Below are 25,369 nucleotides of genomic sequence, written 5' to 3' on the forward strand. Positions count from 1 at the left end.
CATGTTCCGCCCTACCCTTCGCTTCGCCGGCCTGTGTGCAGGCTTGATGATTTCCGCCAGTGCCTTGGCGCTGTCTCTCAGTGACCTGTCGCAAAACGATGCCACTGGCGGCCTCAAGGACGCCCTGACCCAAGGCGCGCAAATTGCGGTCAAGCAACTGGGTGCCCCAGGCGGCTTCAGCAACAACCCGGACGTGAAAATCGAACTGCCGGGCAAACTGGGCAAAGTCGCGAAAAAAATGAAGCAGTTCGGGATGGGCGACCAGGCCGACCAACTGGAAACCAGCATGAACAAAGCGGCTGAAAGCGCCGTGACGCAGGCCCAGCCGATCCTGGTGGATGCGGTGAAAAAGATGAGCGTGGCCGATGCCAAGGGCATTCTCAGTGGTGGCAAGGATTCGGCCACCCAGTACCTGGACAAATCCAGCCGCGAGCAGATCCGCATCAAGTTCTTGCCGATCGTTAAACAAGCCACCGACCAGGTCGGTTTGGCCAAGCAGTACAACGCGTTCGCCGGTCAGGCAGCGACCCTGGGTGTGCTGGATGCGAAGAATGCCAATATCGAAAACTACGTGACCGAGCAGGCGCTGAATGGCTTGTTCGAGATGATTGGTAAACAGGAAGAAACCATTCGCCAGAACCCGGCGGCTGCGGCGACCAGCCTCGCCAAAAAAGTGTTCGGCACACTGTAAGCTTCGAACCATCCCCTGTAGGAGCTGCCGAAGGCTGCGATCTTTGATTTTGATCTGGACTTAAGATCAAAAGATCGCAGCCTTCGGCAGCTCCTACTGGGCATGTACACCCGAAAAGACTGGGCGGCCCGAAGGCCGCCCGGTTCACGCAGGGTCTTTCTTGATCCTGAACCACGCTGCATACAGCGCCGGCAGGAACAACAGCGTCAACGCCGTCGCCACAATCAACCCTCCCATGATCGCCACCGCCATCGGCCCGAAGAACACGCTGCGTGACAACGGGATCATCGCCAGCACCGCGGCGAGTGCGGTCAGCACAATCGGCCGGAACCGGCGCACCGTGGCTTCGATAATCGCTTGCCAAGGCTTGAGCCCTGCGGTGATGTCCTGCTCGATCTGATCCACCAGGATCACCGAGTTGCGCATGATCATCCCGGACAACGCGATCGTCCCGAGCATGGCGACGAAACCGAACGGCTGACGGAACACCAACAGGAACAACGTCACGCCAATCAACCCCAATGGCGCGGTCAGAAACACCATCGCGGTGCGTGAGAAGCTGCGCAACTGCAACATCAGCAAGGTCAGCACCACCACGATAAACAGCGGCACACCGGCCTTCACCGAGTTCTGCCCGCGCGCCGAGTCTTCCACCGTCCCGCCGACATCCAGCAAGTAGCCGTCGGGCAGTTCGGCGCGTATCGGGTCGAGGGTCGGCATGATCTGCTGAACCAGGGTCGCCGGTTGTTCCTTGCCGTAGATGTCGGCGCGAATCGTCACGTTGGGCAAGCGATTGCGGTGCCAGATGATGCCTTCTTCGAAGCCGTATTCCAGGGTTGCGATCTGCGACAGCGCGATGCTCTTGCCGTTGTCCGTCGGCACCGCCAGGCTCGGCAGCAACGACAATTCGGTACGCTCACGCACGGTGCCGCGCAGCAGGATTTCGATCAACTCATTGTCTTCGCGGTACTGGCTGACGCTGGAACCGGTCAGCGAGCTTTGCAAAAACTTCGACAGATTGGCGGTGCTCACGCCGAGTGCCCGGGCGCGGTCCTGATCGACGTTCAGGTACACCACTTTGCTCGGCTCTTCCCAGTCCAGATGGACGTTGACCACATGCGGGTTCTCCCGAACCTTGGCCGCGACTTTGCGCGCCAGCGCACGAACTTCTTCGATGTGCTCGCCGGTTATCCGGAACTGCACCGGATAACCCACTGGTGGGCCGTTTTCCAGACGCGTTACCCGCGAACGCAGCTCCGGAAATTGTTCGTCGAGGGTTTCGATCAGCCAGGTGCGCAGGCTTTCACGCTCCTCGATGGTTTTCGCCAGGACGACAAACTGGGCGAAGCTCGCCGCTGGCAGTTGCTGATCCAGTGGCAGGTAAAAGCGCGGTGAACCGGTGCCGACGTAAGCCACATAATTGTCGATCCCGGCGTGTTCCTTCAGCAGGCCTTCAAGGCGTTTAACCTCCTCGGTGGTGTTGCTCAGGGAAGCGCCTTCAGCCAGTTTCAGATCGACCATCAGCTCCAGGCGACTCGAGGCCGGGAAGAACTGCTGCGGCACGAAGCGGAACAGCACGATGGAGCCGATGAACAACACCACGGTCAGCAGGATCACGGTTTTGCGCCAGCGCACACACCACTCGACCAAGCGCCGAACACGCTGATAGAACGGCGTGCCATAGGGGTCGGGCTGACCGTCGCCGGTGCCGTGTTTGGCGGCGTGGATTTTCGCCAGGTCCGGCAGGAGTTTTTCCCCCAGGTACGGCACGAAGACCACGGCGGCCACCCACGACGCCAGCAGCGCGATGGTCACCACCTGGAAGATCGAGCGGGTGTATTCGCCTGTGCCCGATTGCGCAGTGGCAATCGGCAGGAACCCGGCGGCGGTGATCAACGTGCCGGTGAGCATTGGGAATGCGGTGCTGGTCCAGGCATAGCTGGCGGCCTTGATCCGGTCGAAGCCCTGCTCCATTTTGATCGCCATCATTTCCACGGCGATGATCGCGTCGTCCACCAGCAAACCCAAGGCCAGCACCAGTGCGCCAAGGGAAATCTTGTGCAGGCCGATGCCGAGGTAATACATGCAGGCGAAGGTCATCGCCAGCACCAGTGGGATGGTCAATGCCACCACCATCCCGGTGCGCACGCCGAGGGAGAAAAAGCTCACCAGCAACACAATCGTCAGCGCTTCGACCAGCACCTGGACGAACTCGCCGACACTGGTTTTCACCGCGGCCGGCTGGTCCGAAACCTTGCGCAGTTGCATACCGGCAGGGAGGTTTTTCTGGATGCGGTCGAACTCGCCTTCCAGAGCCTTGCCGAGCACCAGAATGTCGCCACCGTCCTTCATGGCCACAGCCAGACCGATGGCGTCTTCGCCCATGAAGCGCATCCGTGGCGCCGGTGGATCGTTGAAACCGCGACGGACATCGGCGACATCGGCGATGCGGAACGTACGATCACCGACCCGGATCGGGAAGCTCCTGATCTGGTCGACCGTTTGAAAATTCCCGGTGACCCGTAGCTGTAAACGCTCGCTACTGGTTTCAAAGAACCCGGCAGTCGACACAGCGTTCTGCTCTTCAAGTGCCTGCTGCACTGCCGCCAGTGGCAAGCCGAGGGTCGCGAGCTTGACGTTGGACAGTTCGATCCAGATCTTCTCGTCCTGCAAGCCAAGCAGATCGACCTTGCCCACATCCTTGACCCGTTGCAGCTGGATCTGCACACGGTCGGCGTAATCCTTGAGCACCGCATAGTCAAACCCGTCGCCGGTCAGGGCGTAGATATTGCCGAAGGTGGTGCCGAATTCATCGTTGAAAAACGGGCCTTGAATGCCCGGAGGCAGAGTCTGGCGGATGTCGCTGATTTTCTTGCGAACCTGATACCAGAGGTCCGGGATCTGCGCCGAGTGCATCGAATCCCGAGCAATGAACGTCACCTGGGATTCACCCGGACGTGAGAACGAGACGATGCGCTCGTACTCGCCGGTTTCCATCAGCTTCTTTTCAATGCGCTCGGTCACCTGGCGCGACACTTCCTGGGCCGTGGCCCCCGGCCAGTTGGTGCGAATCACCATCGCCTTGAAGGTGAACGGCGGGTCTTCGCTTTGCCCCAGTTTGGTGTAGGAAAGAGCGCCGACAATCGCCAGCAAGAGCATCAGGAACAGTACGATCTGGCGATTACGCAGCGCCCATTCGGAAAGATTGAAACCCATCGGGGATTACTCCTTGGCCGCCAGACTGACCACGCGATTGGAGCGATCCACCGGGCGCACTTGCTGCCCGTCATGCAGCACATGAACGCCGGCGGCCACCACCCAGTCATTGGCGTTCAGGCCTTCGAGTACCGGCACGGTTTTCTCACCGAAGGCACCGATCAGCACCGGGGCTTTTTTCAAGGTGTTGTTGGCGCCAACGATCCATACGTAGGTGGCGCCGTTTTCTGCGGTGACCGCCGACAGCGGTACTGACAGCGACACCACGGCGGCGGTCTGGATAAACACCTGGGCGCTCTGGCCGAGTTCGGCCGGGACTTTGCCGGAGGTGAAGGAAATACGCGCGGCGAAGGTCCGTGACTTGGGATCGGCCGCCGGCGACAGTTCGCGAATACGCCCGGTAAAACGCTGATCGGGTTGGGTCCAGAGCTCCACCGTCACCGGTTGATCGACCTTGAAGCGTCCGAAGCTTTGCTCCGGCAGGCTGATCAACACTTCACGCTCGCCATCGGTGGCGAGGGCGAACACGGTTTGCCCGGCGGCCACCACTTGGCCGACTTCGACCTCGCGCTTGGCGACCACACCGTCCTGAGGCGCACGCAGCACGGCGTAGCTGGCCTGATTGGTCGAGACGTTGAACTCGGCCTTGATCTGCTTGAGGCGTGCTTCACCGGATCGGTAGAGGTTTTCGGAATTGTCGTACGCAGACTTGCTAACCATCTGACGGTCCATCAAGGTCTTATAGCGATCCCGTTCGGCGCGGACCAGGCTCAGGTTGGCCTCGGCGGCGGTCACCTGGGCGCGAGTGGCTTCCAGTTGCAAGCGTACGTCCTGGGGATCGAGCTCGGCCAAGGGCTGATCGGCCTTGACCCGCTGGCCTTCCTCGACCAGTCGTCGGCTGACTTTGCCGCCAATGCGGAACGCCAGATCCGGCTCGTAACGGGCGCGAACTTCACCGGGATAGCTTTCCATCGCCTGGGCCGAAGGCTCTGGCTGAACCACCATGGCCGGGCGCACGCTGACTTGCGGCGCCTCGTCGTGACCGCACGCCGACAATAAAAAAGCCAGGCTGACTGGCAATGCGAGGGGCAAGGCATAGCGGAGCATGGTGAAGGACCTTTCGCTAATGGTGCTTGGAATAATTATACTGGTCGGTATGTTATTAATAGCAAACTCACCAGTCCAGTATTAAAAGCGAATAATGTCGAACACTCTTTCAGCACCTAACGGTCCGGGCCGTCCCAAGGATCTGGCCAAGCGCCAGGCAATCCTCGATGCGGCGAAAATTCTGTTTCTGAGCAAGGGTTACGCGAGCACCAGCATGGATGCCGTGGCGGCCGAGGCCGGGGTGTCGAAGCTGACGGTCTACAGCCACTTCAACGACAAGGAGACGCTGTTCTCCGCCGCCGTGGTGGCCAAGTGCGAAGAGCAACTGCCACCGCTGTTTTTCGAATTGCCTGACGGCATCGCGGTGGAAACGGTGCTGCTGAACATCGCCCGCGGCTTTCATCAATTGATCAACAGTGATGAATCGGTGAACCTGCACCGCTTGATGATGACGCTGGGCAGCCAGGACCCGAAGCTTTCGCTGATCTTCTTCGAAGCCGGGCCAGAGCGCATGTTGAGCGGCATGGAGCGGTTGCTGAGCAAAGTTGATCAGAGCGGGGCACTGAGCATCGATAAACCGCGCAACGCGGCCGAGCATTTCTTTTGCCTGCTCAAGGGCGCGGGGAATTTTCGCTTGCTGTATGGCTGCGGCGAACCACTGACCGGGGACGCGGCCGAGAGCCATGTGCGGGAGGTGGTGGGGTTGTTTATGCGGGCTTATCGGCCTGAGACAGCCTGATTATTTTGTAGTGTTTTGTAGGACGCCATCGCGAGCAGGCTCGCTCCCACAGGGGATTTGTGAACGCTACGAATCCAATGTGGGGCGAGCTGCTCGCGATGGGGACAACGCGGTCTTAAGGTTTGAGCGCCTTCTTCGGATAAATGTCATACCGGCTGGATTTCCCGTCCAGCGCATGACTCGGCTTGGGCCCCGCAATGCACGGCGCCTTGCGCGGGCGCTTGACCACCACCCGGTGGCTGGCCAGTGCCAATGCCGCTTCGAGCAATGCCGGCGCATCCGGGTCATCCCCCACCAGCGGGCGGAACAGGCGCATTTCCTTCTTCACCAGCGCGGTTTTCTCACGGTGCGGGAACATCGGATCGAGGTAGATCACCTGCGGCGGCTCACCTTCCCAGTTGCGCATCACTTCAATCGAATTGCCCTTGAGCAAACGCATCCGCGCGACGATTGGCGCCACGTCGAAATCTTCCGCGCCACGGGCCAGGCCATCCTCCAGCAGCGCGCCGATCAGCGGCTGGCGCTCGATCAGGCTCATTTCGCAACCCAGGCTCGCCAGCACAAACGCATCCTTGCCGAGCCCCGCAGTGGCATCCAGCACCCGTGGCCGCACGCCTTGGGCGATGCCGACCGCTTTGGCGATCATCTGCCCGGTACCGCCACCGAACAACCGACGATGCGCCGCGCCGCCCTCGACGAAGTCCACCCGCACCGGCCCCGGTGCATCAGGCCCCAGCTGTTGCAGTTGCAAGCCCTGTTCGCCGACCTGCAAGGCAAACTCGCCGTCATCCACGTGCATCGGCAAGCCCAGGCGCTCGGCCCATTGCTCGGCCTGTGGCTGAAACGCCGGGGCCGAAGCCTCGACATGGATGCGGCAGGCCGCAGGTTGCTCAATCATGGGAAAAAATGCTCAAAAAATTAATGATCGGCAAAAACGGCCGATAACAAAACTAACGAGCATTTTGCCAGACCTGAGCGTCGACCGAGAGAAATGTCAGACATTCAACGCACATCCATAGGCTACCTATCGCGTCATGGCGATTATGGCCTGCGAAACTCCCAGGCACTGAGCGGCGTCAGTCACCTGTGGCAAGATTTTTTTGCCCAGGCCCTGGCCGAGCAGTCGAGTGATGTTGTGCCTGCGTGCGGTACCTTTCCACCGGTTGATCTGGAAAGCCCGGTCGAGCCAACCGTCGGTAGCGAGTTGCTGGCGCACATCGTTTCCCAGCGTGAGTGCGATGTGAAAGAAACCGAAGTCAAACCACCAGAGCCGCTGTTCCTGCCGATTGCCGAGTTCGAAATGGACCTGGCCGACAAACCTTTCCCGCCATTTGCGCCGGACGAGATCGTCGCGCAACAGCAACAGCAGAACTTCGAAAGCGGCTGGGTTCGCCCGATCGTGCTCACCGCCGGCCAGCCTGTACCCGAAGCCGGCCCGGCACCGCAGCCGCGTCCGCTGCACCTGCCAATCGCCGAGTTCGAACTGCATTTGCTGGACAAACCGTTCCCGCCGTTCTCGCCCGCAGAACTGGTGGAGCAACAGAAACAACTCGATTTCGATAACGGCTGGGCTCGCCCGATCGTTCTGCAGAACCTGCGCATCGCCGCTTAAACCTCAGCGACACACCCACCACGGCCCGACATCCAGATGAAAGTGATTGCGATGGGCGGCGTTGTAGTCCGGGCTCAACACCACACTGAACATGTCGCAGGCGCCGTCGCGCACTTGCCGTAGAAACCGCGCGTCCTGATTATCCCTGGGCCAATCCTTGAGCACGCTGATGGTTCGGCCGTCGGCCAGACGGAAACCGGCAATATCCAGTGCATTCGCGCTGGCATGCTGACTGCGGGTGCCGTTCTCGCGGTTGTAAATGTTGCGGCAGGCGAAACTGCCGAGGTGATCGACCCGCGTCACTGCCTGGCCGTAGACAGCCTGAGACGCTGGCTGCAAGGCGTGGCGCTCGAACAGGGCAAACGCCACCGCCAACGGGCAACTGGCGAGGAAACTGCTGCTCAGGGCCACCTCACCACCCTGAACGCGCAAGGTGTTGGTCAACGGGCAGTCCCCACCCGGGCTGTCGGCCTGACGGGTGACGCGTAGACCTGAACGGCTCAGGGCTTGATCGCACAATTGCGGATCATCGCGCAGGCGCATCAGCTTGAAGCGGGTCAGCAGGTTCGGCGCGGCGTTCACATCCAATGGCGCCCAAGGGTTCCATTGCGCCGGCACGGGAATCCAGCCACCCCAGACGCCCAGCCCCGCCGCACCGATGAGCAACAACACCAGCAGCAATCCCTTTGCCAACCGCATCTTCAGCCTTTGAAAAACGTATTGGCCTGCGCGTACGGCATGGAACGCGAGGTAAAGCTGAACGTGCCCGACGTCTTGATCTCTTCAGCCGCGCGATAGAACTCGCCATACGCCGCAAGGGCCAGCGCCGAGCCGACGCTGATGCGTTTGACGCCCATTTCACTCAACTGCTCGACCGTCAACCTGAGGCCGCCGGACATCAACACATTGACCGGTTTCGGCGCCACGGCACGGACCACCGCCAACACATCCTCGGCACTGCGCAGACCCGGCGCATACAACACATCGGCGCCAGCTTCGGCGAACGCCTGCAAGCGGCGGATGGTGTCGGCCAGGTCCGGATTGCCGTGCAGAAAATTCTCGGCCCGGGCCGTCAGCATGAAAGGAAAAGGCAGACTGCGCGCGGCGGCGGCAGAGGCTTCAATGCGCGCCACGGCGTGCTCGAAGCAGTAAATCGGTGCCTCTTCACGTCCAGTGGCATCTTCGATCGAGCCGCCGACAGCGCCTGCCGCCGCCGCGCGCAAAATGCTCTGCGCGCATTCGGCTGGGTCGTCTGCGAAGCCGTTTTCCAGATCGACCGCCACCGGCAAATCCGTGGCCGCCACAATCGCCTCGACGTTCAGCAGGGTGTCGTCGAGGGTCAACGCACCATCGGCGCGACCATTAGAAAAGGCATAACCGGCGCTAGTGGTCGCCAGCGCCTCGAAACCAAGGCTGGCGAGCATTTTCGCCGAACCGGCGTCCCAAGGGTTGGGAATGACAAAAGCCCCCACGCGTTCATGCAGCGCTTTGAACGCCTGGGCTCGAAGGGTTTGCGCATCCATTGGCAGGCTCCTGAGAAGAGGAAAAAATCCGCTTCAGAGCAGGCCAAGTTGCTCGGCGGCGGGTTCTCTGTATAGCTCAGGCAGCGGCGGCAAGCCAGGCAAACGCGTCATCAACTGTGCGTGAAAACGTTGCGCCAGTTTCGCCGCCAGCAGGTTGTCGGCGGTGTGCAGGAAAATATAGGGCGTGCGGCCCTCTTCGATCCACACGGCGATTTTCTCGACCCACTGCACCAGGAACGGATCATTGGCCTCAAGCTGCGGATGGCCGATGAAACGCACCTGCGGAAATTGCGTGAATGCCGCCGGGCGCGGTGGCACCTTGGGCTTTTTCGATTGGGCGTGGAGCACCGAAGGATCGGTCGAGATACAACTGAACAGCGCTCGCGGGTCGAGACAGATACGCTCGACACCGCGATCCAGCAGCAAGCGATTGAGCACGCGTTCGGCATCGCCCTTGGCAAAGAATGCGTCATGCCGAACTTCGACCGCCAGCGGTCGGTCGACGGCGTCGATAAAACCGGCCAGCTCGGAGAGTCGCTGCGGGGTGAAGCTTTTGGACAATTGCAGCCAGACCGGGGACACCCGCTCGCCCAGTGGGCTGAGCAGTTGAAGGAAGGTTTCGGCCGCAGTCAGTTGTTCACGCAGGTCACCGCCGTGGCTGATGTCACCGGGGAATTTGGCGGTGAAGCGAAAGTGTTCGGGCATGGTCTCGGCCCAGCGCTGCACGGTGGCGGCAGACGGGCTCGCGTAGAAGGTCGTGTTGCCTTCAACGGCGTTGAACACTTGGGAATAGAGACTCAGAAACTCGGCGGGTTTGGCGTCTTGTGGATAGAGGTAATCGCGCCAGGCGTTTTCACTCCAGGACGGGCAGCCGAGGTAATAAGGCAACAACATCAGATGTACAGGTCGAGGCCCAGCACATCAGCGTCCCAGTCGACAAAACCGGCGGTGCTCAGGTAGCTGGCCAACGCCATCGCTACGCTTTTGCTCATGGCGCGGTGGTAAATCATGTCTTGCTGACGGGCGGGGAGATTACTCAAGCGTTGCGCGCAGGCTTTGGCAGCGCGGGCGGCCAGTTGCTCTTCGGACGGAAATTCCAGCTCGCCGTCGATGTCATCGACGGATTCATCCAGCGCGACATTGCCTTTGCGAGGCTTGCGCTTGATGGGGTAGGACTGAGAGGAAAGGCCGTCTATACGCATAAGTGCATGCTCGGTATCAATGATGGCAGTTTAGTGGCGCATTACCCACTTCGCAAACTGTCGAGTGATAACTAGAACACATAAAAGGAAAAAGGTTTAAGGCGCAGGGGTAGAAACTGACGATTGGTGGATTCAAAATAAAAGATCGCAGCCTTCGGCAGCTCCTACGCGCCTGTGGGCGCTGCCGGAGGCTGTGATCTTTTTAGCGGATTACCGCGCTTTCGGCGTCGCGACTTTATCGCGCAAATAAACCGGCTGCGCCTCATCCGCCACAATCGCCTCGCCCCGTTCCCAGGCAAACCGCGCCAGCGCCAGCAGGTCTTCGGCATGGGGCAACATCCCGGCATCCTGCCCGATCAGGTTGACGCCGATACGCTCGGCATAGCCCCAACCCGTGCCCGCGCCGAACCACTCGCCACTGGCATCGGCCGGCAATGCCGCCACTTCCGGCGGCAACACGGCTTCGTTACCGACAAGCCGCATCTCCCCCGCCGTTTCGCGGTAGCAACCCCAGTACACTTCATCCATCCGCGCATCGATGGCCGATGCGACCTGGCTCACACCCTGTTCACGATAAGCGCGCTGAGCCAATACCGCGAGGTTGGACACCGGCAACACCGGACGCTCCAGTGCAAACGCCAAACCCTGCACCACGCCGATGGCGATCCGCACGCCGGTGAAAGCACCCGGCCCACGGCCGAATGCGATGGCGTCCACCGCTTGCAGGCTGGTACCGGCGTCGGCCAGTAATTGCTGGATCATCGGCAGCAGCTTCTGCGCATGCAGGCGCGGGATCACCTCGTAATGGCTCGTGACCTTGCCGTTATGCAGCAAGGCAACGGAGCAAGCTTCAGTCGCGGTGTCCAGGGCCAGCAAGGTGCTCATCGATGTTTCCGTAAGAGAGGTCAGAAAAAGTACGTCAGTATAAACAACTACGGCCCGCAAGCGGGCCGTAGAAGATGAAGCGATTCAGTCTTTTCAGTTCAGCGCTTCAAGCACCTTGCCGGTGATCGCTTCAACCGAACCAACACCTTCGATGTGGCTGTACTTCGGTTTGCCCTGAGCGGTGGACAGCTCCTGGTAAAACTTCACCAGCGGCTCGGTCTGAGCGTGGTAGACCGAAAGACGATGACGCACAGTTTCTTCGGTATCGTCTTTGCGTTGCACCAGTTCGTCACCGGTGATGTCGTCTTTACCGGCAATTTTCGGCGGGTTGTAGACGATGTGGTACACGCGACCGGAAGCCTCGTGAACACGACGACCGGCGATACGCTGGACGATGTCTTCGTCTTTGACGTCGATTTCGACCACGTGGTCCAGTTCGACGCCGGCCTTCACCAGGGCTTCAGCCTGGGGAATGGTGCGCGGGAAACCGTCGAACAGGAAACCGTTGGCGCAATCGGCCTGGCTGATGCGTTCCTTGACCAGGTTAATGATCAGGTCATCGGAGACCAGACCACCGCTGTCCATGACGCTCTTGGCGATCAGGCCCAGCTCGGTGCCGGCCTTGACCGCTGCACGCAGCATGTCACCCGTGGAGATTTGCGGAATGCCGAATTTTTCGGTGATGAACTTAGCCTGAGTACCTTTACCGGCCCCGGGAGCTCCCAGCAGAATGACGCGCATCGATGTGCTCCTCAATTTTTATATAGATAACGTCAGATTCGCCTCGTGGGGCCAATCTCAAAAATAGGGTCGTGGCCGCCCAAACGGCCAAAGGCTGATCAAGATACACAGCAGGCCCTGCCCACACAAGCCGCCGAAAGTCGGAGAAACCCGCGCCCATCGCGACCTTGGGACGGGGTACCCCAAGTCGCAACCCCGTCATTAACTGTCGCCTGCCAAACCTTTTCGGGCCTGCGCCCAAGGGCACCGGGCCGGCGTGCCGAGTGCCCGGACCCAAGAGGAAAACCTTAGCCGGTATTTCGCAAACCGGCGGCAATCCCCGCCACAGACACTAGCAGCGCCTGTTCTACCGGGCTGCCCTGCGCCACTTCCTGTTGCCGGGAACGGGCCAACAGCTCGGCCTGCAATAGATGAAGCGGGTCGAGGTAGGTGTTGCGCAGGCGAATGAATTCCAGGGTGTCAGGGCTATGTGCCAGTAGCTGCGACTGGCCAGTCAGGCCAAGGACCACCGCGCAGGCCTGCGACAATAGGTCGCGTAAGTGCACACCCAAAGGCAGCAGATCCGGCTCCACCAGCCGCTCATCGTAAGACCGCGCGATGTCCGCGTCAGCCTTGGCCAGCACCATTTCCAGCATATCGATGCGGGTGCGGAAGAATGGCCACTGCTCGCGCATCTGCCCCAGCAGTTCACCTTCACCGCGCTCAAGCGCCTTGCTCAGCGCCGCTTCCCATCCAAGCCAGGCCGGCAGCATCAGGCGCGTCTGGGTCCAGCCGAAGATCCACGGGATGGCGCGCAGGCTTTCAATCCCGCCGGCGCGGCGTTTGGCCGGGCGGCTGCCCAATGGCAAACGGCCGAGTTCCTGTTCCGGGGTCGACTGACGGAAGTACTCGACGAATTGGGGATTTTCCCGCACCACGGCGCGGTAAGCACTGACGCCATCGGCCGCCAATTCGTCCATCAGATGACGCCAGGCAGGTTCCGGCGGTGGTGGCGGCAGCAAGGTCGCTTCGAGCACCGCGGCCAGATACAGATTGAGGTTCTGTTCAGCGATGTCCGGCAGGCCGAATTTGAATCGAATCATTTCCCCCTGCTCGGTGGTACGGAAGCGCCCCGCCACCGACCCCGGCGGCTGCGACAGAATCGCCGCGTGCGCCGGGCCACCGCCGCGGCCCACGGTGCCACCGCGACCGTGGAACAACAGCAGTTCCACTTGCTGCTCGCGGCAGATATCGACCAGGCGTTCCTGCGCCCGATACTGCGCCCAGGCCGCCGCCGTGGTGCCGGCGTCCTTGGCCGAATCGGAATAACCGATCATCACTTCCTGCGGCCCTTGCAGGCGCGCGCGATAGCCCGGCAGCAGCAACAGCTTTTCGATCACCGGGCCGGCGTTATCGAGGTCGGCGAGGGTTTCGAACAGCGGCACCACACGCATCGGGCGCAACACGCCGGCCTCTTTGAGCAACAGTTGCACCGCGAGCACATCGGAAGCGGCGCCGGCCATGGAGATTACGTAAGAACCGAGGGACGCCCCCGGTGCGGCGGCGATTTCCCGGCAGGTCGCCAGCACTTCGGCTGTATCGGCAGAAGGTTTGAAGTACGCCGGCAGCAAGGGCCGACGATTGTTCTGTTCGCGCATCAGGAAGACGATGCGCTCTTCCTCGCTCCAGTCTTCGTAACGACCGAGGCCCAGGTAATCGGTGATTTCAGTCATGGCAGCGGTGTGCCGCGACGAATCCTGACGCACGTCGAGACGGACCAGGAACAAGCCAAAGGTCACCGCCCGGCGCAGGCAATCGAGCAGCGGACCGTCGGCAATCACGCCCATGCCGCACTCATGCAGCGAGTTGAAACACAGTTCGAGCGGATCCAGCAGGTCGCGGTTGTTTTGCAGCACATCGGCGGTGGCTGGCGTGCTCACTTTCAAGGATGCCTGGGCCCAGTTGCGAGTTGCCCGCAGGCGTTCACGCAATTGCTTGAGCACCGCACGATACGGCTCGGCGCTGTCGCCGGCCTTGGCTTTCAGCGCTTCGCTGGCCTGCTGCATCGACAACTCGGCAGCCAGGTGATCGACATCGCGCAGGTACAAATCAGCCGCCATCCAGCGCGCCAGCAACAGCACTTCGCGGGTGACCGCCGCCGTGACATTCGGGTTGCCGTCGCGATCGCCACCCATCCACGAGGCGAAGCGAATGGGCGCCGCTTCCAATGGCAAACGCAGGCCAGTCGCCGCGTGCAGCGCTAGATCGGCTTTGCGCAAATAGTTGGGAATGGCTTGCCACAGCGAATGCTCGATCACCGCAAAGCCCCATTTGGCTTCGTCGACAGGCGTCGGGCGGGTGCGGCGGATTTCTTCGGTGTGCCAGGCTTCGGCGATCAGACGCTGCAATTTCGCCTGGATCTGCTCGCGCTCGGCGCTGGTCAGGTCACGATGATCCTGGGCGGCCAGTTGCGCGGCAATGGCGTCGTATTTCTGTATCAGCGTGCGGCGGGCGACTTCGGTCGGGTGAGCGGTTAACACCAACTCGATTTCCAGTCGACCGAGTTGCCGCGCAAGGGATTCGGCGCTGTGGCCTTCGGCACGCAGACGGGCGAGCAGTTCCGGCAGCACCCGGGCTTCGAACGGCGCCGGTTGCGACTCTTCACGGCGGTGAATCAGCTGATATTGCTCGGCGATATTGGCCAGGTTGAGGAACTGGTTGAACGCCCGCGCCACCGGCAGCAACTCGTCTTCGCTCAATTGGTTGAGGCTGGCGCTGAGTTCGGCGTCCATCGAACCGCGACGGTCGGCCTTGGCGCCCTTGCGGATCTGCTCGATCTTGTCGAGAAAGCCATCCCCGTACTGTTCACGAATGGTGTTGCCCAACAGCTCACCCAACAGGTGAACGTCCTCGCGCAAGCGTGCATCAATATCGGTCATCAGCAGTTCTCCAGCAAAAAATCCGGGCGGCTAAGAACATCAAGAGTGCCGCCGTAAAGCGGTTCTTACAAGCAAACGACGAAGGGACTTTAAACCTTAGGCGTTAAAGCTAGTCTCAACAGTAAGCCGCACAACGGCTGCCGCCGGCCAAAGCCGGACACTCACCCTGCCTGCCACGAGCAGGAGCGCCATGAGGTCATTATGAAAATTCGCGAGCTGGCCCAGCATTGGGAAGAAAACGCCAAGGGTCGCCTGACCGACACTGGCTACACGATTCACCTGGACGTGGAAGCCGCCGCCCGGCTGGCAGCGATTACCGAGATGTACCCTAAACGGCATCCCGAAGAACTGCTGGGCGAACTGATCGGCGCGGCGCTTGAGGAGCTCGAGGCAAGTTTCCCCTACGTGAGAGGCCAGACCGTGGTGGCGACCGACGAAGAAGGTGACCCGCTGTACGAAGACGTCGGTCCGACCCCGCGTTTTCTGGCATTGTCCCGTCGTCATTTGCACGATTTATCGGCCGGTAGCGACAAGCAAAAACATTGATCCCGTCGCAAAACCTGTGGGAGCGGGCTTGCTCGCGAAAGCGGTGTTCCAGGCAACAAAGATGTTGAATGTCAGACCGCTTTCGCGAGCAAGCCCGCTCCACATTGACTTGCATTCCCCTTCAAAAATGGCGTGTTCCCGAGTCTCGAAAAGGCCGGGAATATCGCTGCGCATTGCCAAAATTCCCGGTTTAGAGCTTTGTCCGCTCGATCAAGGTTTTTTCAGGCGATAGGCCATCTTCTCTGAACTTTTGAAAAACGCCTCGGGTCGTACCCATTAACCACGCCTGGTACGGCCGTTTCATTTCACGCTTTTAACGTTCGGTGACGGCTCCTTTAACCAGGATGGAATTTGATGTTTTTCAGGAGTTATCCAATGGAGTTGAAGACCATGAAGACCAGCACCGCCAAATCCTCGTTCACCCACCTGCGCGGTCTGAAACTGGCTGCCTTGGCGATCGGCAGCAGCTTCGTTCTGGCCGGTTGCGCTGGCAACCCGCCGACCGAGCAGTACGCCGTGACCCAATCGGCCGTTAACAGCGCCGTCAGCGCTGGCGGTACCGAGTTCGCAGCCGTGGAAATGAAGTCCGCCCAGGACAAGCTCAAACAAGCCGAAATCGCCATGCACGACAAAAAGTATGACGAAGCCCGGACCCTCGCCGAGCAAGCTGAATGGGATGCTCGCGTCGCTGAACGCAAGGCCCAGGCGATGAAGGCCGAACAGGCGCTGAAGGATTCCCAGAAAGGTGTTCAGGAACTGCGTCAGGAAAGTCAGCGCACTGTGCAGTAAGCGCGCATCCGGACCACACGCCTGAAGCTCTTATCGATAGAAAGGACGAACCATTATGCGTAAACAATTGATGATCCCCGCTCTCCTGGCCGCAAGCGTTGCCCTGGCTGCTTGCTCCACCCCGCCGAACGCGAACCTGGAACAGGCCCGCGTGAACTACTCCGGCCTGCAAGCCAACCCGCAAGCGAGCAAAGTCGCGGCCCTTGAGACCAAAGACGCCAGTGATTACCTGGACAAGGCTGACAAGGCCTACCAGGACAGGGAAAACCAGGCCAAGGTTGATCAACTGGCCTACCTGACCAACCAGCGTGTGGAGGTGGCCAAGCAGACCATCGCCCTGCGCACCGCTGAAAACAACCTGAAAAACGCGGCGGCCCAACGTGCCCAGGCGCGTCTGGATGCCCGTGACCAGCAGATCAAGCAACTGCAAGACAGCCTGAACGCCAAGCAGACTGATCGCGGCACCTTGGTCACCTTCGGTGACGTGCTGTTCGCCACCGACCGTGCTGATCTGAAGTCCAGCGGCCTGGTGAACATCAACAAGCTGGCGCAGTTCCTTCAGGAAAACCCGGACCGTAAAGTAATTGTCGAGGGTTACACCGACAGCACCGGCACCGCGAGCCACAACCAGTCGCTGTCCGAGCGTCGTGCCGGTTCGGTACGCACGGCGCTGGTAAAAATGGGCGTTGATCCCGCGCGCATCGTCGCCCAGGGTTATGGCAAGGAATACCCGGTTGCCGAAAACGGCAGCGTGTCGGGTCGTGCAATGAACCGTCGAGTGGAAGTGACCATTTCCAACGACAACCAGCCCGTGGTGCCACGTTCGGCAGTCAGCTCGAACTAAGCATTACGCTGAAACGCAAAAGCCCCGCCTGATCTGATCAGGCGGGGCTTTTGTCTTTAGGATCAAAAGATCGCAGCCTCGTTGCACTCGACAGCTCCTACACAGCTCCTACACAGCTCGCGTGCTTCTGTAGGAGCTGTCGAGTGCAACGAGGCTGCGATCTTTTCGGGCACGCTACTGCTCGAGTTTTTGCGGCGTTTCCTGGCCCATGCAGCGCACGGCCTTTTTCTGGCCATTGATCAATACGCCGCTCAGGCCTTTCTGTTCGGTGTCGAACAGCACCAGCACGCCATCGACGCATTGGGCCACTTGCGCGGCCGGTTCCAGGGCGATTTTGTAGTCTTCGCCCGGCACGGTCTTGAGCATGGTGAATTCGTTGAGCAGCAACGCATCCTCAGGCTTGGCGAAGTGCAGGTAGCCGTAGTACCACAGCACCCCGACGGTGCCGAGGATGGTGCAGATACCGGTGAGGATCATCGGGATGGCGTTACGTTCTTCACTCATTGCGGACTCTCTGGTGGTTCATCTTTTGAATTCAGGGGCACCGGGTAATTCGGGATTTCACCCAGGCGGCGCAGACCATTGAAATGCTGCGGATCTTCGAGGTAGCGCAGCATCACCTGACGCCAGACCGGGTCGGCGAAGGTCTGCACATGACCGCCACGGGTCAGTTGCAGCACCCGCGGCGGCGGCGCAGCTTGATACAGACGAATGCCGTTGGAAAGGGGCACGAGGTTGTCGTCGATGCTGTGGTAGATCAGTTTCGGCACGCCCTTGAGCTGCGCCATGGAGTTGATCGCGCTGTCGCCGTCCGGCACCAGCCACGACAACGGCACCTGAAATGGCCAGGTCAGCCACGAGGTAGTCAGGGCAAATCGACCGACATCCCGGTAGCTGGCGGGCGCACCGTCGAGGACCAAGGCCTTGAGTTGGGGCTGGCGTTCCGGGTGCTGGACCAGGTAATGCACGGCCATCGAGCCGCCGAGGCTCTGGCCCAGAACGATCAACGGCTTGCCCTTGACCTCGGGCGCCTGGTCGAGCCATTTGAAGGCGGCGTCGATATCCTGATAGATCTCCGGCAGCGACGGTTTGCCTTCGGACAAGCCATAACCGCGGTAGTCCACCAGCAACACCTGGTAACCCTCTTTCGGCAACCACCAACTACCGCCCAAGTGGTAAGACAGGTTGCCGCCGTTGCCATGCAGGTGCAGCACCGTGCCTTTGACCTCGACGCCTTTTGCCGCTGGCAGCCACCAACCATGCAGCTTCAGGCCGTCGGCGGTGACCAGGGTGACGTCGCGAAATTCGAGTTTGGCTTTGTCCGGGGTGAACGGCTGGCCGGGTTCGGGGTAAAACAGCAGCGAACTGCAACCGCCGAGGGTCAGGAGCAGACAGAAGATGCCGAGGATTCTCATCCGTTGAAACCTCGCGAAAAATGGAGTTGGAATACACCGCCAACCTGTAGGAGCAAGGCTTGCCCGCGATGGGAACACCGCGTCAATCCAGGTAAACCGCATCATCGTTCATCGCGGGCAAGCCTTGCTCCTACAATGGAATGTGGTGGTTATAAAATGTTCGAGTAATCCGCTTCGATCCGGTCCAGGCTCAGGTGATTGAGGAAGTTGGAGAAGCACATCCACGCCGACAGGGCGTTCAAGTCGCGGAACTGATCCGGCAAATACTTGGGCGGCACCACCAGGCCTTCATCGACCAATTGGCGCAAGGTCCGCATGTCTTCCAGCGTGGTCTTGCCGCAAAACAGCAGCGGTATCTGCTCAAGCTTGCCTTTACGCACGGCCAACTGAATGTAGTTGTAAACCATGATAAAGCCCTTGAGGTAGGACAAGTCTTTGGTAAATGGCAGCCCATTGGGCACCGAACCGCGGAAAACCCGACTGGCGTTGCCGTAGCTTTCGGCCATTTCGAAGCCTTGCTCGCGGAAGAACTCGAACACCTGCAAGAAGTCTGCGCCCTCCTCGACCATGTGAATCGCGCGGGTACGGTTAGTCAGTTTGCGCAGTCGGCTCGGGTACGAGGCAAAAGTAATGATTTCCATCAGGATCGCCAGGCCTTCCTGGGTCACCGTCGACGACGGCGGGCCCTTGGACAGGAAGGTGCAGATTGGCTGGTTCAAGCCGTTGAGGGTCGTGCCCACATGCACCAGCCCTTCGTGGACTTCCAACGCCCGAACGTCGCGATCGTTAAACATCGCATCGGCGCGGATCTTGATGTAGTCGGCACCCGCCGCCGCATCGGCGACGATCCCGTCGGACTCGAATACCCGAATGGTTTCCTCGGCCTCGCCAAACACCTTGTTCAAACGGGTTTGCAGCAAGTGAACGGCGTCCTTGGCGGTGAGGATTTTCGGTTCGTCCTTCAGGTCGCCACGGCCGTCGATATTGTTCAGGTAATCGGACATCATCAGGCCCAGGTCGGCCAGGGTCGGGTCACCGGCGTGGAACGCGTCGGAAGCGGCGCCGTACAATTCCTGGGAAATCAGCCCGAAATCCTCGGTGCCGCGCGCTTCGAGCATGCGCACCACCATCCGGTATTCCTTGCACATGCGGCGCATGATCTGGCCGACCGGGTTGAACTGGCCAAGCTGACGGGTGATGTCGCGCTCGATGTTCTGGAATTCCAGCTTCACCTTGCTGGAGTCAAAGGACAGCGGCCGGTTCAGGTAATAGTCGCGGTCTACCGCTGGCATTTCCTTGCCCTTGGCCTTGAGAAAGCCCTTGCGGATGTTTTCGTCCCATTTGACCGCATCGAGGACGCGAATCGGCGTCTGCGCCAGCACTATGCGATCGGACAAAATGCGTATCGTCTGCTGGTAATCGTCCACCCGAAACTCCTGTAGAAAAACCGTTAGGTGCTGGATTTATTTGACTTTAGCTTTGGCTTTGGCCAGGCGCTGATAGCGCACGGCTTCGACGAATACATCGGAATTGGCCGGGTCGTCGAGGTAAGCGAAGACCCGGTCCAGGCTGTTGTTGATCAACACACCGTCGCCGTCGTCCGTCTGGAAGCCTTCGCCACTGAGGACTTTTTGCCCCATGGCCTGGTTAATCTGCTCAAGGTCGAGGTTGTAGACCACCAGTTCATGCTGTTCGTTGAGTTCAAAACCGGCAATCGTGAAATGCCCGCCGAATCTGGCCGGTACCGCAGCAGACAGGTACCAGCGATTGCCGTGGCGCGACACCGTAAAGGGATAGGCCTCGCGCTCACCGGGCTTGGCCTTGAAGTAGCTGACGGCTTGATAGCGGTTGTCGCCGAGGCGCGTCAGCTCAAGGTTCATCGGTTCGCCCCAGGCGTTGGTGCTGGTCCATTTGCCGAGCAGCCCTTTGGGCGCGGGTTCGCTCGAAGCCAGCGGTTCCTTGAAGGTCACCAGACAGCCACTGAGCAGCAGGAACGACAAGGCGATCACTACGACGCGCCAGGCTTTCATTCAACACTCCCTATCGACATCACACAGCGCTTCTGTAGGAGCTGCCGCAGGCTGCGATCTTTTGATCTTTAGCGGTACGGGTATCGTCGAAGATCAAGATCAAAAGATCGTCCGAACGCGGCCCGAGCCTTCGGCAGCTCCTACGGGGATACGGGGTTACACCGACGCGAGTACCAAATGCATATACCGCGCAAGGATACCGAGCATTTGCACTTCGGCCTCAGGCTCGGCTTCGTTGAGCAGGCCCTGATATTCCATCCGTCCGATAATCGCCGTCAACACCTTGGCATCTTGTTGGGGTTCACGGGAACCCAGCACTTCAAAAAGCTGGCAGGTGCCCTGCAGCAGAATTTGCTGATGGGAGCGCACCAACAGGGCCAGGCGCGGGTTGAGCAACGCTTCCTGGCGGAAGGCTTGCTCGGCCATCAAGTGCTCGCGACGATTGATCAATTGCCGGTGAACATAGTCGGCCATCAGCCGCGCAATATCGTCCGCCAACTGCGAGCGCGACTCCGGCGTGCCATCGCCGCTGACGACCATCTCGCGCAACAGCCCTTCATTGCTGGCCCACAGTTTGCCCATGTAGGCCGCACTGCGTTCCACGTATTGGGCGAAGGTATCGGTGAGCAGGTCATCGATATCCTTGAAATAGTAAGTGGTGGCCGACAACGGCACACCGGCCTCTGCCGCCACGGCACGGTGCCGCACCGCCCGCACGCCATCACGCACGACAATGCGCATGGCCGCATCGAGAATATCCTGTCGACGCTGTTCGCTGCCCTGTCGGCTGGCCTTGCGGCCCTGGTACTGAACGCTTTCAGCGACCGCAGTGGCGATACCCGCTGCACCTTCTTGAGCCATTGCACGATTCACGACAGGTATTCCTCTCTCACGCCAAAAGTAACCAGTTGATACGTTTGTACCAGACAGGCAATAAAAAGCCGCCTGTTTTAGGCGGCTTTTTTACTGAAACGCTTACGCTTGCGGCCGCATGTGCGGGAACAGGATCACATCGCGAATCGACGGTGAGTTGGTCAACAACATCACCAGACGATCGATGCCGATGCCTTCGCCGGCCGTTGGCGGCATGCCGTACTCCAGCGCGCGAACGAAGTCGGCGTCGTAGTGCATGGCTTCGTCGTCACCAGCGTCCTTGTCGGCCACTTGAGCCATGAAGCGCTCGGCCTGGTCTTCCGCGTCGTTCAACTCGGAGTAGGCGTTGGCGATTTCGCGACCACCGATAAACAGCTCGAAACGGTCGGTGACGTTCGGGTTGTCATCGTTGCGGCGGGCCAGTGGCGACACTTCGAACGGGTACTGGGTAATGAAGTGCGGCTGTTCCAGCTTGTGCTCGACCAGCTCTTCGAAAATCATCACCTGCAGCTTGCCCAGGCCTTCAAAGCCCAGCACCTTGGCGCCGGCCTTCTTGGCGATGGCGCGAGCCTTGTCGATGTCGGTCAGGTCGTCTGCGGTCAGCTCGGGGTTGTACTTGAGGATCGAGTCGAACACCGACAGGCGCACGAACGGCTCGCCGAAGTGGAACACTTTGTCGCCGTAAGGGACGTCGGTGCTGCCCAGAACCAGCTGAGCCAGTTCGCGGAACAGCTCTTCGGTCAGGTCCATGTTGTCTTCGTAGTCGGCGTAAGCCTGGTAGAACTCCAACATGGTGAATTCAGGGTTGTGACGGGTCGAAACGCCTTCGTTACGGAAGTTGCGGTTGATCTCGAAGACTTTCTCGAAACCGCCGACAACCAGGCGCTTGAGGTACAACTCAGGCGCGATACGCAGGTACATGCCCATGTCCAGGGCATTGTGGTGCGTTTCGAACGGCTTGGCTGCCGCGCCACCCGGAATGGTTTGCAGCATCGGCGTTTCGACTTCCAGGAAGTCACGCTGCATCAGGAAGCTGCGAGTGTGCGCAATCACTTGCGAACGCACGCGGAAGGTCTTGCGCACGTCCTCGTTGACGATCAGGTCAACGTAACGCTGGCGGTAGCGTTGCTCGGTGTCGGACAGACCATGGTGCTTGTCCGGCAGTGGGCGCAGGGATTTGGTCAGCAGGCGCACGTTGGTCATTTCGACGTACAGGTCGCCCTTGCCGGAACGGGCCAGGGTGCCAACGGCTGCAATGATGTCGCCCAGGTCCCAGGTTTTGACGGCGGCCAGGGTGTCTTCGGACAGGGTTTTACGGTTGACGTAAACCTGGATGCGTCCGGACATGTCCTGGATCACCATGAACGAGCCACGGTTGAGCATGAGACGACCGGCAACCTTGACCGGGATTGCAGCCTCTGCCAGCTCTTCCTTGGTCTTGTCGGCGTATTGCTTCTGCAAGTCTTCGCAGTAGGCATCACGGCGGAAGTCGTTCGGGAAGGCCTGGCCCTTGGCGCGCTCGGCAGCCAGCTTTTCCTTGCGCAGGGCGATCAGGGAGTTTTCTTCCTGTTGCAGGGCTTGCGGGTCGAGTTCTAGGTCGCTCATGTCTTTAAAAATTCCATCACAGGTTCGTTGCCCCCGGCTGTCTGCCGGGGTTCGCGGGCAAGTCGGGGCGCCGCATCGCTCGCTCCTACAGGGTCGTGGTGACCCTGTAGAGCGGGCCTTAAAGCCCTTGTTTCAAGCTGGCTACCAAGTATTCGTCAATGTCGCCGTCGAGCACCTTGTCGCAGTCACTGCGTTCGATGTTAGTGCGCAAATCCTTGATTCGCGAGGCATCGAGCACGTAGGAGCGAATCTGGTGACCCCAGCCGATGTCCGACTTGGTGTCTTCCAGGGCCTGGGAGGCGGCGTTGCGTTTCTGCACTTCCTGCTCGTACAAGCGCGCCCGCAACATTTTCATCGCGGTGTCTTTGTTGGCGTGCTGGGAGCGTTCGTTCTGGCAGCTGACCACGGTGTTGGACGGTACGTGGGTGATACGTACGGCCGAGTCGGTGGTGTTTACGTGCTGACCACCGGCACCGGAGGAGCGGTAGGTGTCGATGCGCAGGTCCGACGGGTTGATGTCGATTTCGATGTTGTCATCGATTTCCGGCGACACGAACACAGCCGAGAACGAGGTATGACGGCGGTTGCCGGAGTCGTACGGGCTCTTGCGCACCAGACGGTGCACGCCGATTTCGGTACGCAACCAGCCAAAGGCGTATTCGCCCTTGATGTGGATCGTGGCGCCTTTGATACCGGCAACTTCACCGGCCGACAGTTCCATGATGGTCGCATCGAAACCGCGTTTGTCAGCCCAGCGCAGGTACATGCGCAGCAGGATGTTGGCCCAGTCCTGGGCCTCGGTACCGCCAGAGCCGGCCTGGATGTCCAGGTAGGCGTTGTTGGCGTCCATTTCACCGCTGAACATGCGACGGAATTCGAGTTTTTCCAGGGATTCGCGCAGACGTTCGACTTCGGCAGCGACGTCATCGACGGCGGCCTGGTCTTCTTCTTCGGCGGACATCAGCAGCAGGTCTTTGGCATCGGCCAGACCGGTGTGCATTTCGTCGAGGGTTTCGACGATCTGAGCCAGCAGCGAGCGCTCGCGACCCAGTTCCTGTGCATACGACGGGTTGTTCCAGACAGCCGGATCTTCAAGCTCGCGATTGACTTCAGTCAGACGCTCATGCTTTTGATCGTAGTCAAAGATACCCCCGAATAGTTTCGGAGCGCTCGGACAGGTCCTTGATACTGTTAAGGATCGGGTTGATTTCCATGGCGGGCAGCACTCGTTGGCGAACTTTTGAAAGCCGGCGAGTATAACGTAATCAAGCTGTCACGGCAGCCCGCCTGGCGGCTTTAGGGGTGATTGATTTGGGCCGCCGCCATGAAGACGTTGACGCTTGTAGCAGCTGCCGAGCTGCGCGAGGCTGCGTTCGAGGACGAAGTCCTCGCCAAGCCTTCGAACGCGGCGTGTCTAAAAGACCGCGTTGCCTGGTTTTACGACGGCTCCTTCCGATCGCGGCCCGCACCGAACGCAGCCTCGCGCAGCTCGGCAGTTGCTACGAGGGATCGTATTTCAGTTTACGACGGCTGCGCCGCCGAACGCAGCCTCGCGCAGCTCGGCAGCTGCTACAAGGGATCGTGGTGAGTTACTCAATCCCCACCTGGTTACGCCCATTGTTCTTCGCCAGATACAGCCCCTTGTCCGCCGCCGAGATCAATTGCCGGCAATCGCTGCCCTGTTGCGGGGTGATGGTCGACAGGCCGATGCTAATGGTCAGGTTCGAACCTTGCACCGGGAATACATGCGGAATCTTCAGCGCCGCCACGGTCTGACGGAGTTTTTCCGCCACCAACCGCGCACCACCCGGCGAGGTGTTGGGCAGCACCAACGCGAATTCTTCACCACCGTAACGGGCCGGTAAGTCCGAAGGTCGGGCGCTGGCGTCGCGAATCGCCGTGGCGACTTTGCGCAGGGCTTCGTCGCCTTCGAGGTGGCCGAAGCTGTCGTTGAAGGACTTGAAGTAGTCCACATCGATCATCAGCAGCGACAGTTGAGTCTGGTCACGCAGTGAACGGCGCCACTCCAGTTCCAGGTATTCGTCGAAGTGCCGGCGGTTCGACAGGCCGGTCAGGCCGTCGGAGTTCATCAGGCGTTGCAGCACCAGGTTGGTGTCGAGCAACTGCTGCTGGCTGACCCGCAATGCGCGGTAAGCCGCATCGCGCTGCAACAACGTCATGTAGGAGCGTGAGTGATAGCGGATGCGCGCCACCAGTTCGATGTTGTCCGGCAGCTTCACCAGGTAATCGTTGGCCCCGGCCGCGAACGCCGCGCTTTTGATCAGCGGGTCTTCCTTGGTCGACAGGACGATGATCGGAATGTCCTTGGTCGCCGGGTGATTACGGTATTCGCGCACCAGACTCAATCCGTCGAGACCGGGCATGACCAAGTCCTGAAGGATCACCGTCGGCTTGATCCGAATCGCCTGGGCGATGGCCTGGTGCGGGTCGGCGCAGAAGTGGAAGTCGATGTTTTCCTGATTCGCCAGACCGCGCCGAACCGCCTCGCCGATCATCGCCTGATCGTCCACCAACAACACCATCGCGGCGTTTTCGTCGGTCTTGAAGTCATCGAGCTGTAAATCATTCATGTGCGTTCACCTGAGTACTACTTGGGCCAGGATTGCTGTGAA

General features: G+C 60.1%; 25 protein-coding genes. 7 read left to right on the forward strand and 18 right to left on the reverse strand.

The annotated features are described in order from the left end of the window. Window position 1: 1 nt before the first annotated feature. On the forward strand, window positions 2-691 hold the full coding sequence (locus tag JFV26_RS22630) for a DUF4197 domain-containing protein (RefSeq protein ID WP_201195533.1): 690 nt from the start codon (window positions 2-4) through the stop codon (window positions 689-691). A gap of 144 nt (window positions 692-835) precedes the next feature. Here the strand turns inward: JFV26_RS22630 and JFV26_RS22635 are convergent, their stop codons facing one another. Further along, a complete protein-coding gene (locus JFV26_RS22635) occupies window positions 836-3,907 on the reverse strand; it encodes an efflux RND transporter permease subunit (protein WP_201195535.1) in 3,072 nt (1,023 codons plus the stop codon). Between the two features lie 6 nt (window positions 3,908-3,913). Further along, entirely contained in the window at window positions 3,914-5,014 is a 1,101-nt protein-coding gene (locus tag JFV26_RS22640; protein ID WP_201195537.1) for an efflux RND transporter periplasmic adaptor subunit, read from the reverse strand. A gap of 94 nt (window positions 5,015-5,108) precedes the next feature. Between JFV26_RS22640 and JFV26_RS22645 the strand changes: the two genes are divergently transcribed. After that, entirely contained in the window at window positions 5,109-5,753 is a 645-nt protein-coding gene (locus JFV26_RS22645) for a TetR/AcrR family transcriptional regulator (protein ID WP_201195538.1), read from the forward strand. A gap of 115 nt (window positions 5,754-5,868) precedes the next feature. Here the strand turns inward: JFV26_RS22645 and JFV26_RS22650 are convergent, their stop codons facing one another. Further along, window positions 5,869-6,651: a class I SAM-dependent methyltransferase gene (locus tag JFV26_RS22650; protein WP_207204002.1), complete on the reverse strand. Its 783-nt coding sequence runs from the start codon at window positions 6,649-6,651 to the stop codon at window positions 5,869-5,871. Between the two features lie 93 nt (window positions 6,652-6,744). On the opposite strand from JFV26_RS22650, the gene JFV26_RS22655 reads away from it, so the two are divergent. Further along, entirely contained in the window at window positions 6,745-7,365 is a 621-nt protein-coding gene (locus JFV26_RS22655; RefSeq protein WP_201195540.1) for an energy transducer TonB, read from the forward strand. A gap of 3 nt (window positions 7,366-7,368) precedes the next feature. On the opposite strand, the gene JFV26_RS22660 is transcribed toward JFV26_RS22655, so the two are convergent. The 7 genes from JFV26_RS22660 to ppc form a co-directional block, all read right to left on the reverse strand. Beyond that, complete coding sequence (locus JFV26_RS22660; RefSeq protein WP_201195542.1) at window positions 7,369-8,064, reverse strand: extensin-like domain-containing protein; 696 nt, start codon at window positions 8,062-8,064, stop codon at window positions 7,369-7,371. 2 nt (window positions 8,065-8,066) lie between these two features. Further along, a complete protein-coding gene (locus tag JFV26_RS22665; RefSeq protein WP_201195543.1) occupies window positions 8,067-8,888 on the reverse strand; it encodes an isocitrate lyase/PEP mutase family protein in 822 nt (273 codons plus the stop codon). Window positions 8,889-8,921: 33 nt separating this feature from the next. Further along, a complete protein-coding gene (locus tag JFV26_RS22670; RefSeq protein ID WP_201195545.1) occupies window positions 8,922-9,782 on the reverse strand; it encodes a DUF72 domain-containing protein in 861 nt (286 codons plus the stop codon). Beyond that, on the reverse strand, window positions 9,782-10,090 hold the full coding sequence (locus tag JFV26_RS22675) for a hypothetical protein (protein ID WP_201195547.1): 309 nt from the start codon (window positions 10,088-10,090) through the stop codon (window positions 9,782-9,784). The genes JFV26_RS22670 and JFV26_RS22675 overlap by 1 nt, the downstream gene beginning before the upstream one ends. A gap of 210 nt (window positions 10,091-10,300) precedes the next feature. Further along, the gene (gene tsaB, locus JFV26_RS22680) at window positions 10,301-10,975 is read right to left on the reverse strand and encodes a tRNA (adenosine(37)-N6)-threonylcarbamoyltransferase complex dimerization subunit type 1 TsaB (protein WP_201195549.1); all 675 of its coding nucleotides are present in this window, start codon (window positions 10,973-10,975) and stop codon (window positions 10,301-10,303) included. Window positions 10,976-11,068: 93 nt separating this feature from the next. Continuing rightward, on the reverse strand, window positions 11,069-11,716 hold the full coding sequence (gene adk, locus JFV26_RS22685) for an adenylate kinase (protein ID WP_054047246.1): 648 nt from the start codon (window positions 11,714-11,716) through the stop codon (window positions 11,069-11,071). A gap of 287 nt (window positions 11,717-12,003) precedes the next feature. Beyond that, window positions 12,004-14,634, reverse strand: a complete 2,631-nt coding sequence (gene ppc / locus JFV26_RS22690; protein ID WP_201195551.1) for a phosphoenolpyruvate carboxylase — start codon at window positions 14,632-14,634, stop codon at window positions 12,004-12,006. A gap of 201 nt (window positions 14,635-14,835) precedes the next feature. Between ppc and JFV26_RS22695 the strand changes: the two genes are divergently transcribed. From JFV26_RS22695 to JFV26_RS22705, 3 genes are all read left to right on the forward strand, one after another. Beyond that, a complete protein-coding gene (locus JFV26_RS22695; protein ID WP_201195553.1) occupies window positions 14,836-15,180 on the forward strand; it encodes a pilin assembly protein in 345 nt (114 codons plus the stop codon). 375 nt (window positions 15,181-15,555) lie between these two features. Continuing rightward, window positions 15,556-15,969 carry a DUF4398 domain-containing protein gene (locus JFV26_RS22700; protein ID WP_201195555.1) on the forward strand — a complete coding sequence of 138 codons (414 nt, stop codon included), beginning with the start codon at window positions 15,556-15,558 and terminating at the stop codon, window positions 15,967-15,969. Between the two features lie 55 nt (window positions 15,970-16,024). Next, a complete protein-coding gene (locus JFV26_RS22705; protein WP_201195556.1) occupies window positions 16,025-16,813 on the forward strand; it encodes an OmpA family protein in 789 nt (262 codons plus the stop codon). A 174-nt stretch (window positions 16,814-16,987) separates the two neighbouring features. Here the strand turns inward: JFV26_RS22705 and JFV26_RS22710 are convergent, their stop codons facing one another. The 7 genes from JFV26_RS22710 to prfB all read right to left on the reverse strand — a co-directional run bounded on the left by JFV26_RS22710 (window position 16,988) and on the right by prfB (window position 23,950). Next, window positions 16,988-17,317: a hypothetical protein gene (locus tag JFV26_RS22710; protein ID WP_201195558.1), complete on the reverse strand. Its 330-nt coding sequence runs from the start codon at window positions 17,315-17,317 to the stop codon at window positions 16,988-16,990. After that, entirely contained in the window at window positions 17,314-18,228 is a 915-nt protein-coding gene (locus JFV26_RS22715) for an alpha/beta hydrolase (protein ID WP_201195560.1), read from the reverse strand. The genes JFV26_RS22710 and JFV26_RS22715 overlap by 4 nt, the downstream gene beginning before the upstream one ends. Window positions 18,229-18,377: 149 nt before the next feature. Next, entirely contained in the window at window positions 18,378-19,655 is a 1,278-nt protein-coding gene (locus JFV26_RS22720; RefSeq protein WP_201195562.1) for a flavohemoglobin expression-modulating QEGLA motif protein, read from the reverse strand. A 36-nt stretch (window positions 19,656-19,691) separates the two neighbouring features. Continuing rightward, complete coding sequence (locus tag JFV26_RS22725; protein ID WP_201195563.1) at window positions 19,692-20,258, reverse strand: hypothetical protein; 567 nt, start codon at window positions 20,256-20,258, stop codon at window positions 19,692-19,694. 156 nt (window positions 20,259-20,414) lie between these two features. Beyond that, a complete protein-coding gene (locus tag JFV26_RS22730) occupies window positions 20,415-21,131 on the reverse strand; it encodes a TetR family transcriptional regulator (protein ID WP_201195565.1) in 717 nt (238 codons plus the stop codon). Between the two features lie 102 nt (window positions 21,132-21,233). Next, entirely contained in the window at window positions 21,234-22,736 is a 1,503-nt protein-coding gene (lysS, locus tag JFV26_RS22735; protein WP_201195567.1) for a lysine--tRNA ligase, read from the reverse strand. A 118-nt stretch (window positions 22,737-22,854) separates the two neighbouring features. Further along, window positions 22,855-23,950 (reverse strand): peptide chain release factor 2 gene (prfB, locus tag JFV26_RS22740; RefSeq protein WP_201195569.1). Its coding sequence is split into 2 segments (ribosomal slippage): window positions 22,855-23,877 and window positions 23,879-23,950, totalling 1,095 coding nucleotides; the frame shifts between segments, so codons are not numbered across the junction. 110 nt (window positions 23,951-24,060) lie between these two features. Between prfB and JFV26_RS22745 the strand changes: the two genes are divergently transcribed. Further along, window positions 24,061-24,324, forward strand: coding sequence for a hypothetical protein (locus JFV26_RS22745; protein ID WP_201195570.1), 264 nt, complete (start codon window positions 24,061-24,063; stop codon window positions 24,322-24,324). 1 nt (window position 24,325) lies between these two features. Here JFV26_RS22745 and JFV26_RS22750 read toward each other — a convergent pair whose 3' ends face one another. Continuing rightward, window positions 24,326-25,327 carry a diguanylate cyclase domain-containing protein gene (locus tag JFV26_RS22750; RefSeq protein WP_201195572.1) on the reverse strand — a complete coding sequence of 334 codons (1,002 nt, stop codon included), beginning with the start codon at window positions 25,325-25,327 and terminating at the stop codon, window positions 24,326-24,328. Between the last annotated feature and the right edge of the window lie 42 nt (window positions 25,328-25,369).

It is taken from the genome of Pseudomonas sp. TH31 (genome assembly GCF_016650815.1).
Lineage (GTDB): Bacteria > Pseudomonadota > Gammaproteobacteria > Pseudomonadales > Pseudomonadaceae > Aquipseudomonas.

Bases quoted from the DNA above. Each gene is read 5' to 3' on its own strand.
- JFV26_RS22695 (WP_201195553.1), top strand. From the start codon at position 14,836: ATGAAAATTCGCGAGCTGGCCCAGCATTGGGAAGAAAACGCCAAGGGT.
- JFV26_RS22715 (WP_201195560.1), bottom strand. From the start codon at position 18,228: ATGAGAATCCTCGGCATCTTCTGTCTGCTCCTGACCCTCGGCGGTTGC.
- JFV26_RS22710 (WP_201195558.1), bottom strand. From the start codon at position 17,317: ATGAGTGAAGAACGTAACGCCATCCCGATGATCCTCACCGGTATCTGC.
- JFV26_RS22675 (WP_201195547.1), bottom strand. From the start codon at position 10,090: ATGCGTATAGACGGCCTTTCCTCTCAGTCCTACCCCATCAAGCGCAAG.
- lysS (WP_201195567.1), bottom strand. From the start codon at position 22,736: ATGAGCGACCTAGAACTCGACCCGCAAGCCCTGCAACAGGAAGAAAAC.
- JFV26_RS22705 (WP_201195556.1), top strand. From the start codon at position 16,025: ATGCGTAAACAATTGATGATCCCCGCTCTCCTGGCCGCAAGCGTTGCC.
- JFV26_RS22645 (WP_201195538.1), top strand. From the start codon at position 5,109: ATGTCGAACACTCTTTCAGCACCTAACGGTCCGGGCCGTCCCAAGGAT.
- JFV26_RS22655 (WP_201195540.1), top strand. From the start codon at position 6,745: ATGTCAGACATTCAACGCACATCCATAGGCTACCTATCGCGTCATGGC.
- JFV26_RS22725 (WP_201195563.1), bottom strand. From the start codon at position 20,258: ATGAAAGCCTGGCGCGTCGTAGTGATCGCCTTGTCGTTCCTGCTGCTC.
- JFV26_RS22700 (WP_201195555.1), top strand. From the start codon at position 15,556: ATGGAGTTGAAGACCATGAAGACCAGCACCGCCAAATCCTCGTTCACC.
- JFV26_RS22630 (WP_201195533.1), top strand. From the start codon at position 2: ATGTTCCGCCCTACCCTTCGCTTCGCCGGCCTGTGTGCAGGCTTGATG.
- adk (WP_054047246.1), bottom strand. From the start codon at position 11,716: ATGCGCGTCATTCTGCTGGGAGCTCCCGGGGCCGGTAAAGGTACTCAG.
- ppc (WP_201195551.1), bottom strand. From the start codon at position 14,634: ATGACCGATATTGATGCACGCTTGCGCGAGGACGTTCACCTGTTGGGT.
- JFV26_RS22750 (WP_201195572.1), bottom strand. From the start codon at position 25,327: ATGAATGATTTACAGCTCGATGACTTCAAGACCGACGAAAACGCCGCG.
- JFV26_RS22635 (WP_201195535.1), bottom strand. From the start codon at position 3,907: ATGGGTTTCAATCTTTCCGAATGGGCGCTGCGTAATCGCCAGATCGTA.
- JFV26_RS22670 (WP_201195545.1), bottom strand. From the start codon at position 9,782: ATGTTGTTGCCTTATTACCTCGGCTGCCCGTCCTGGAGTGAAAACGCC.
- tsaB (WP_201195549.1), bottom strand. From the start codon at position 10,975: ATGAGCACCTTGCTGGCCCTGGACACCGCGACTGAAGCTTGCTCCGTT.
- JFV26_RS22665 (WP_201195543.1), bottom strand. From the start codon at position 8,888: ATGGATGCGCAAACCCTTCGAGCCCAGGCGTTCAAAGCGCTGCATGAA.
- JFV26_RS22640 (WP_201195537.1), bottom strand. From the start codon at position 5,014: ATGCTCCGCTATGCCTTGCCCCTCGCATTGCCAGTCAGCCTGGCTTTT.
- JFV26_RS22745 (WP_201195570.1), top strand. From the start codon at position 24,061: ATGAAGACGTTGACGCTTGTAGCAGCTGCCGAGCTGCGCGAGGCTGCG.
- JFV26_RS22660 (WP_201195542.1), bottom strand. From the start codon at position 8,064: ATGCGGTTGGCAAAGGGATTGCTGCTGGTGTTGTTGCTCATCGGTGCG.
- JFV26_RS22650 (WP_207204002.1), bottom strand. From the start codon at position 6,651: ATGATTGAGCAACCTGCGGCCTGCCGCATCCATGTCGAGGCTTCGGCC.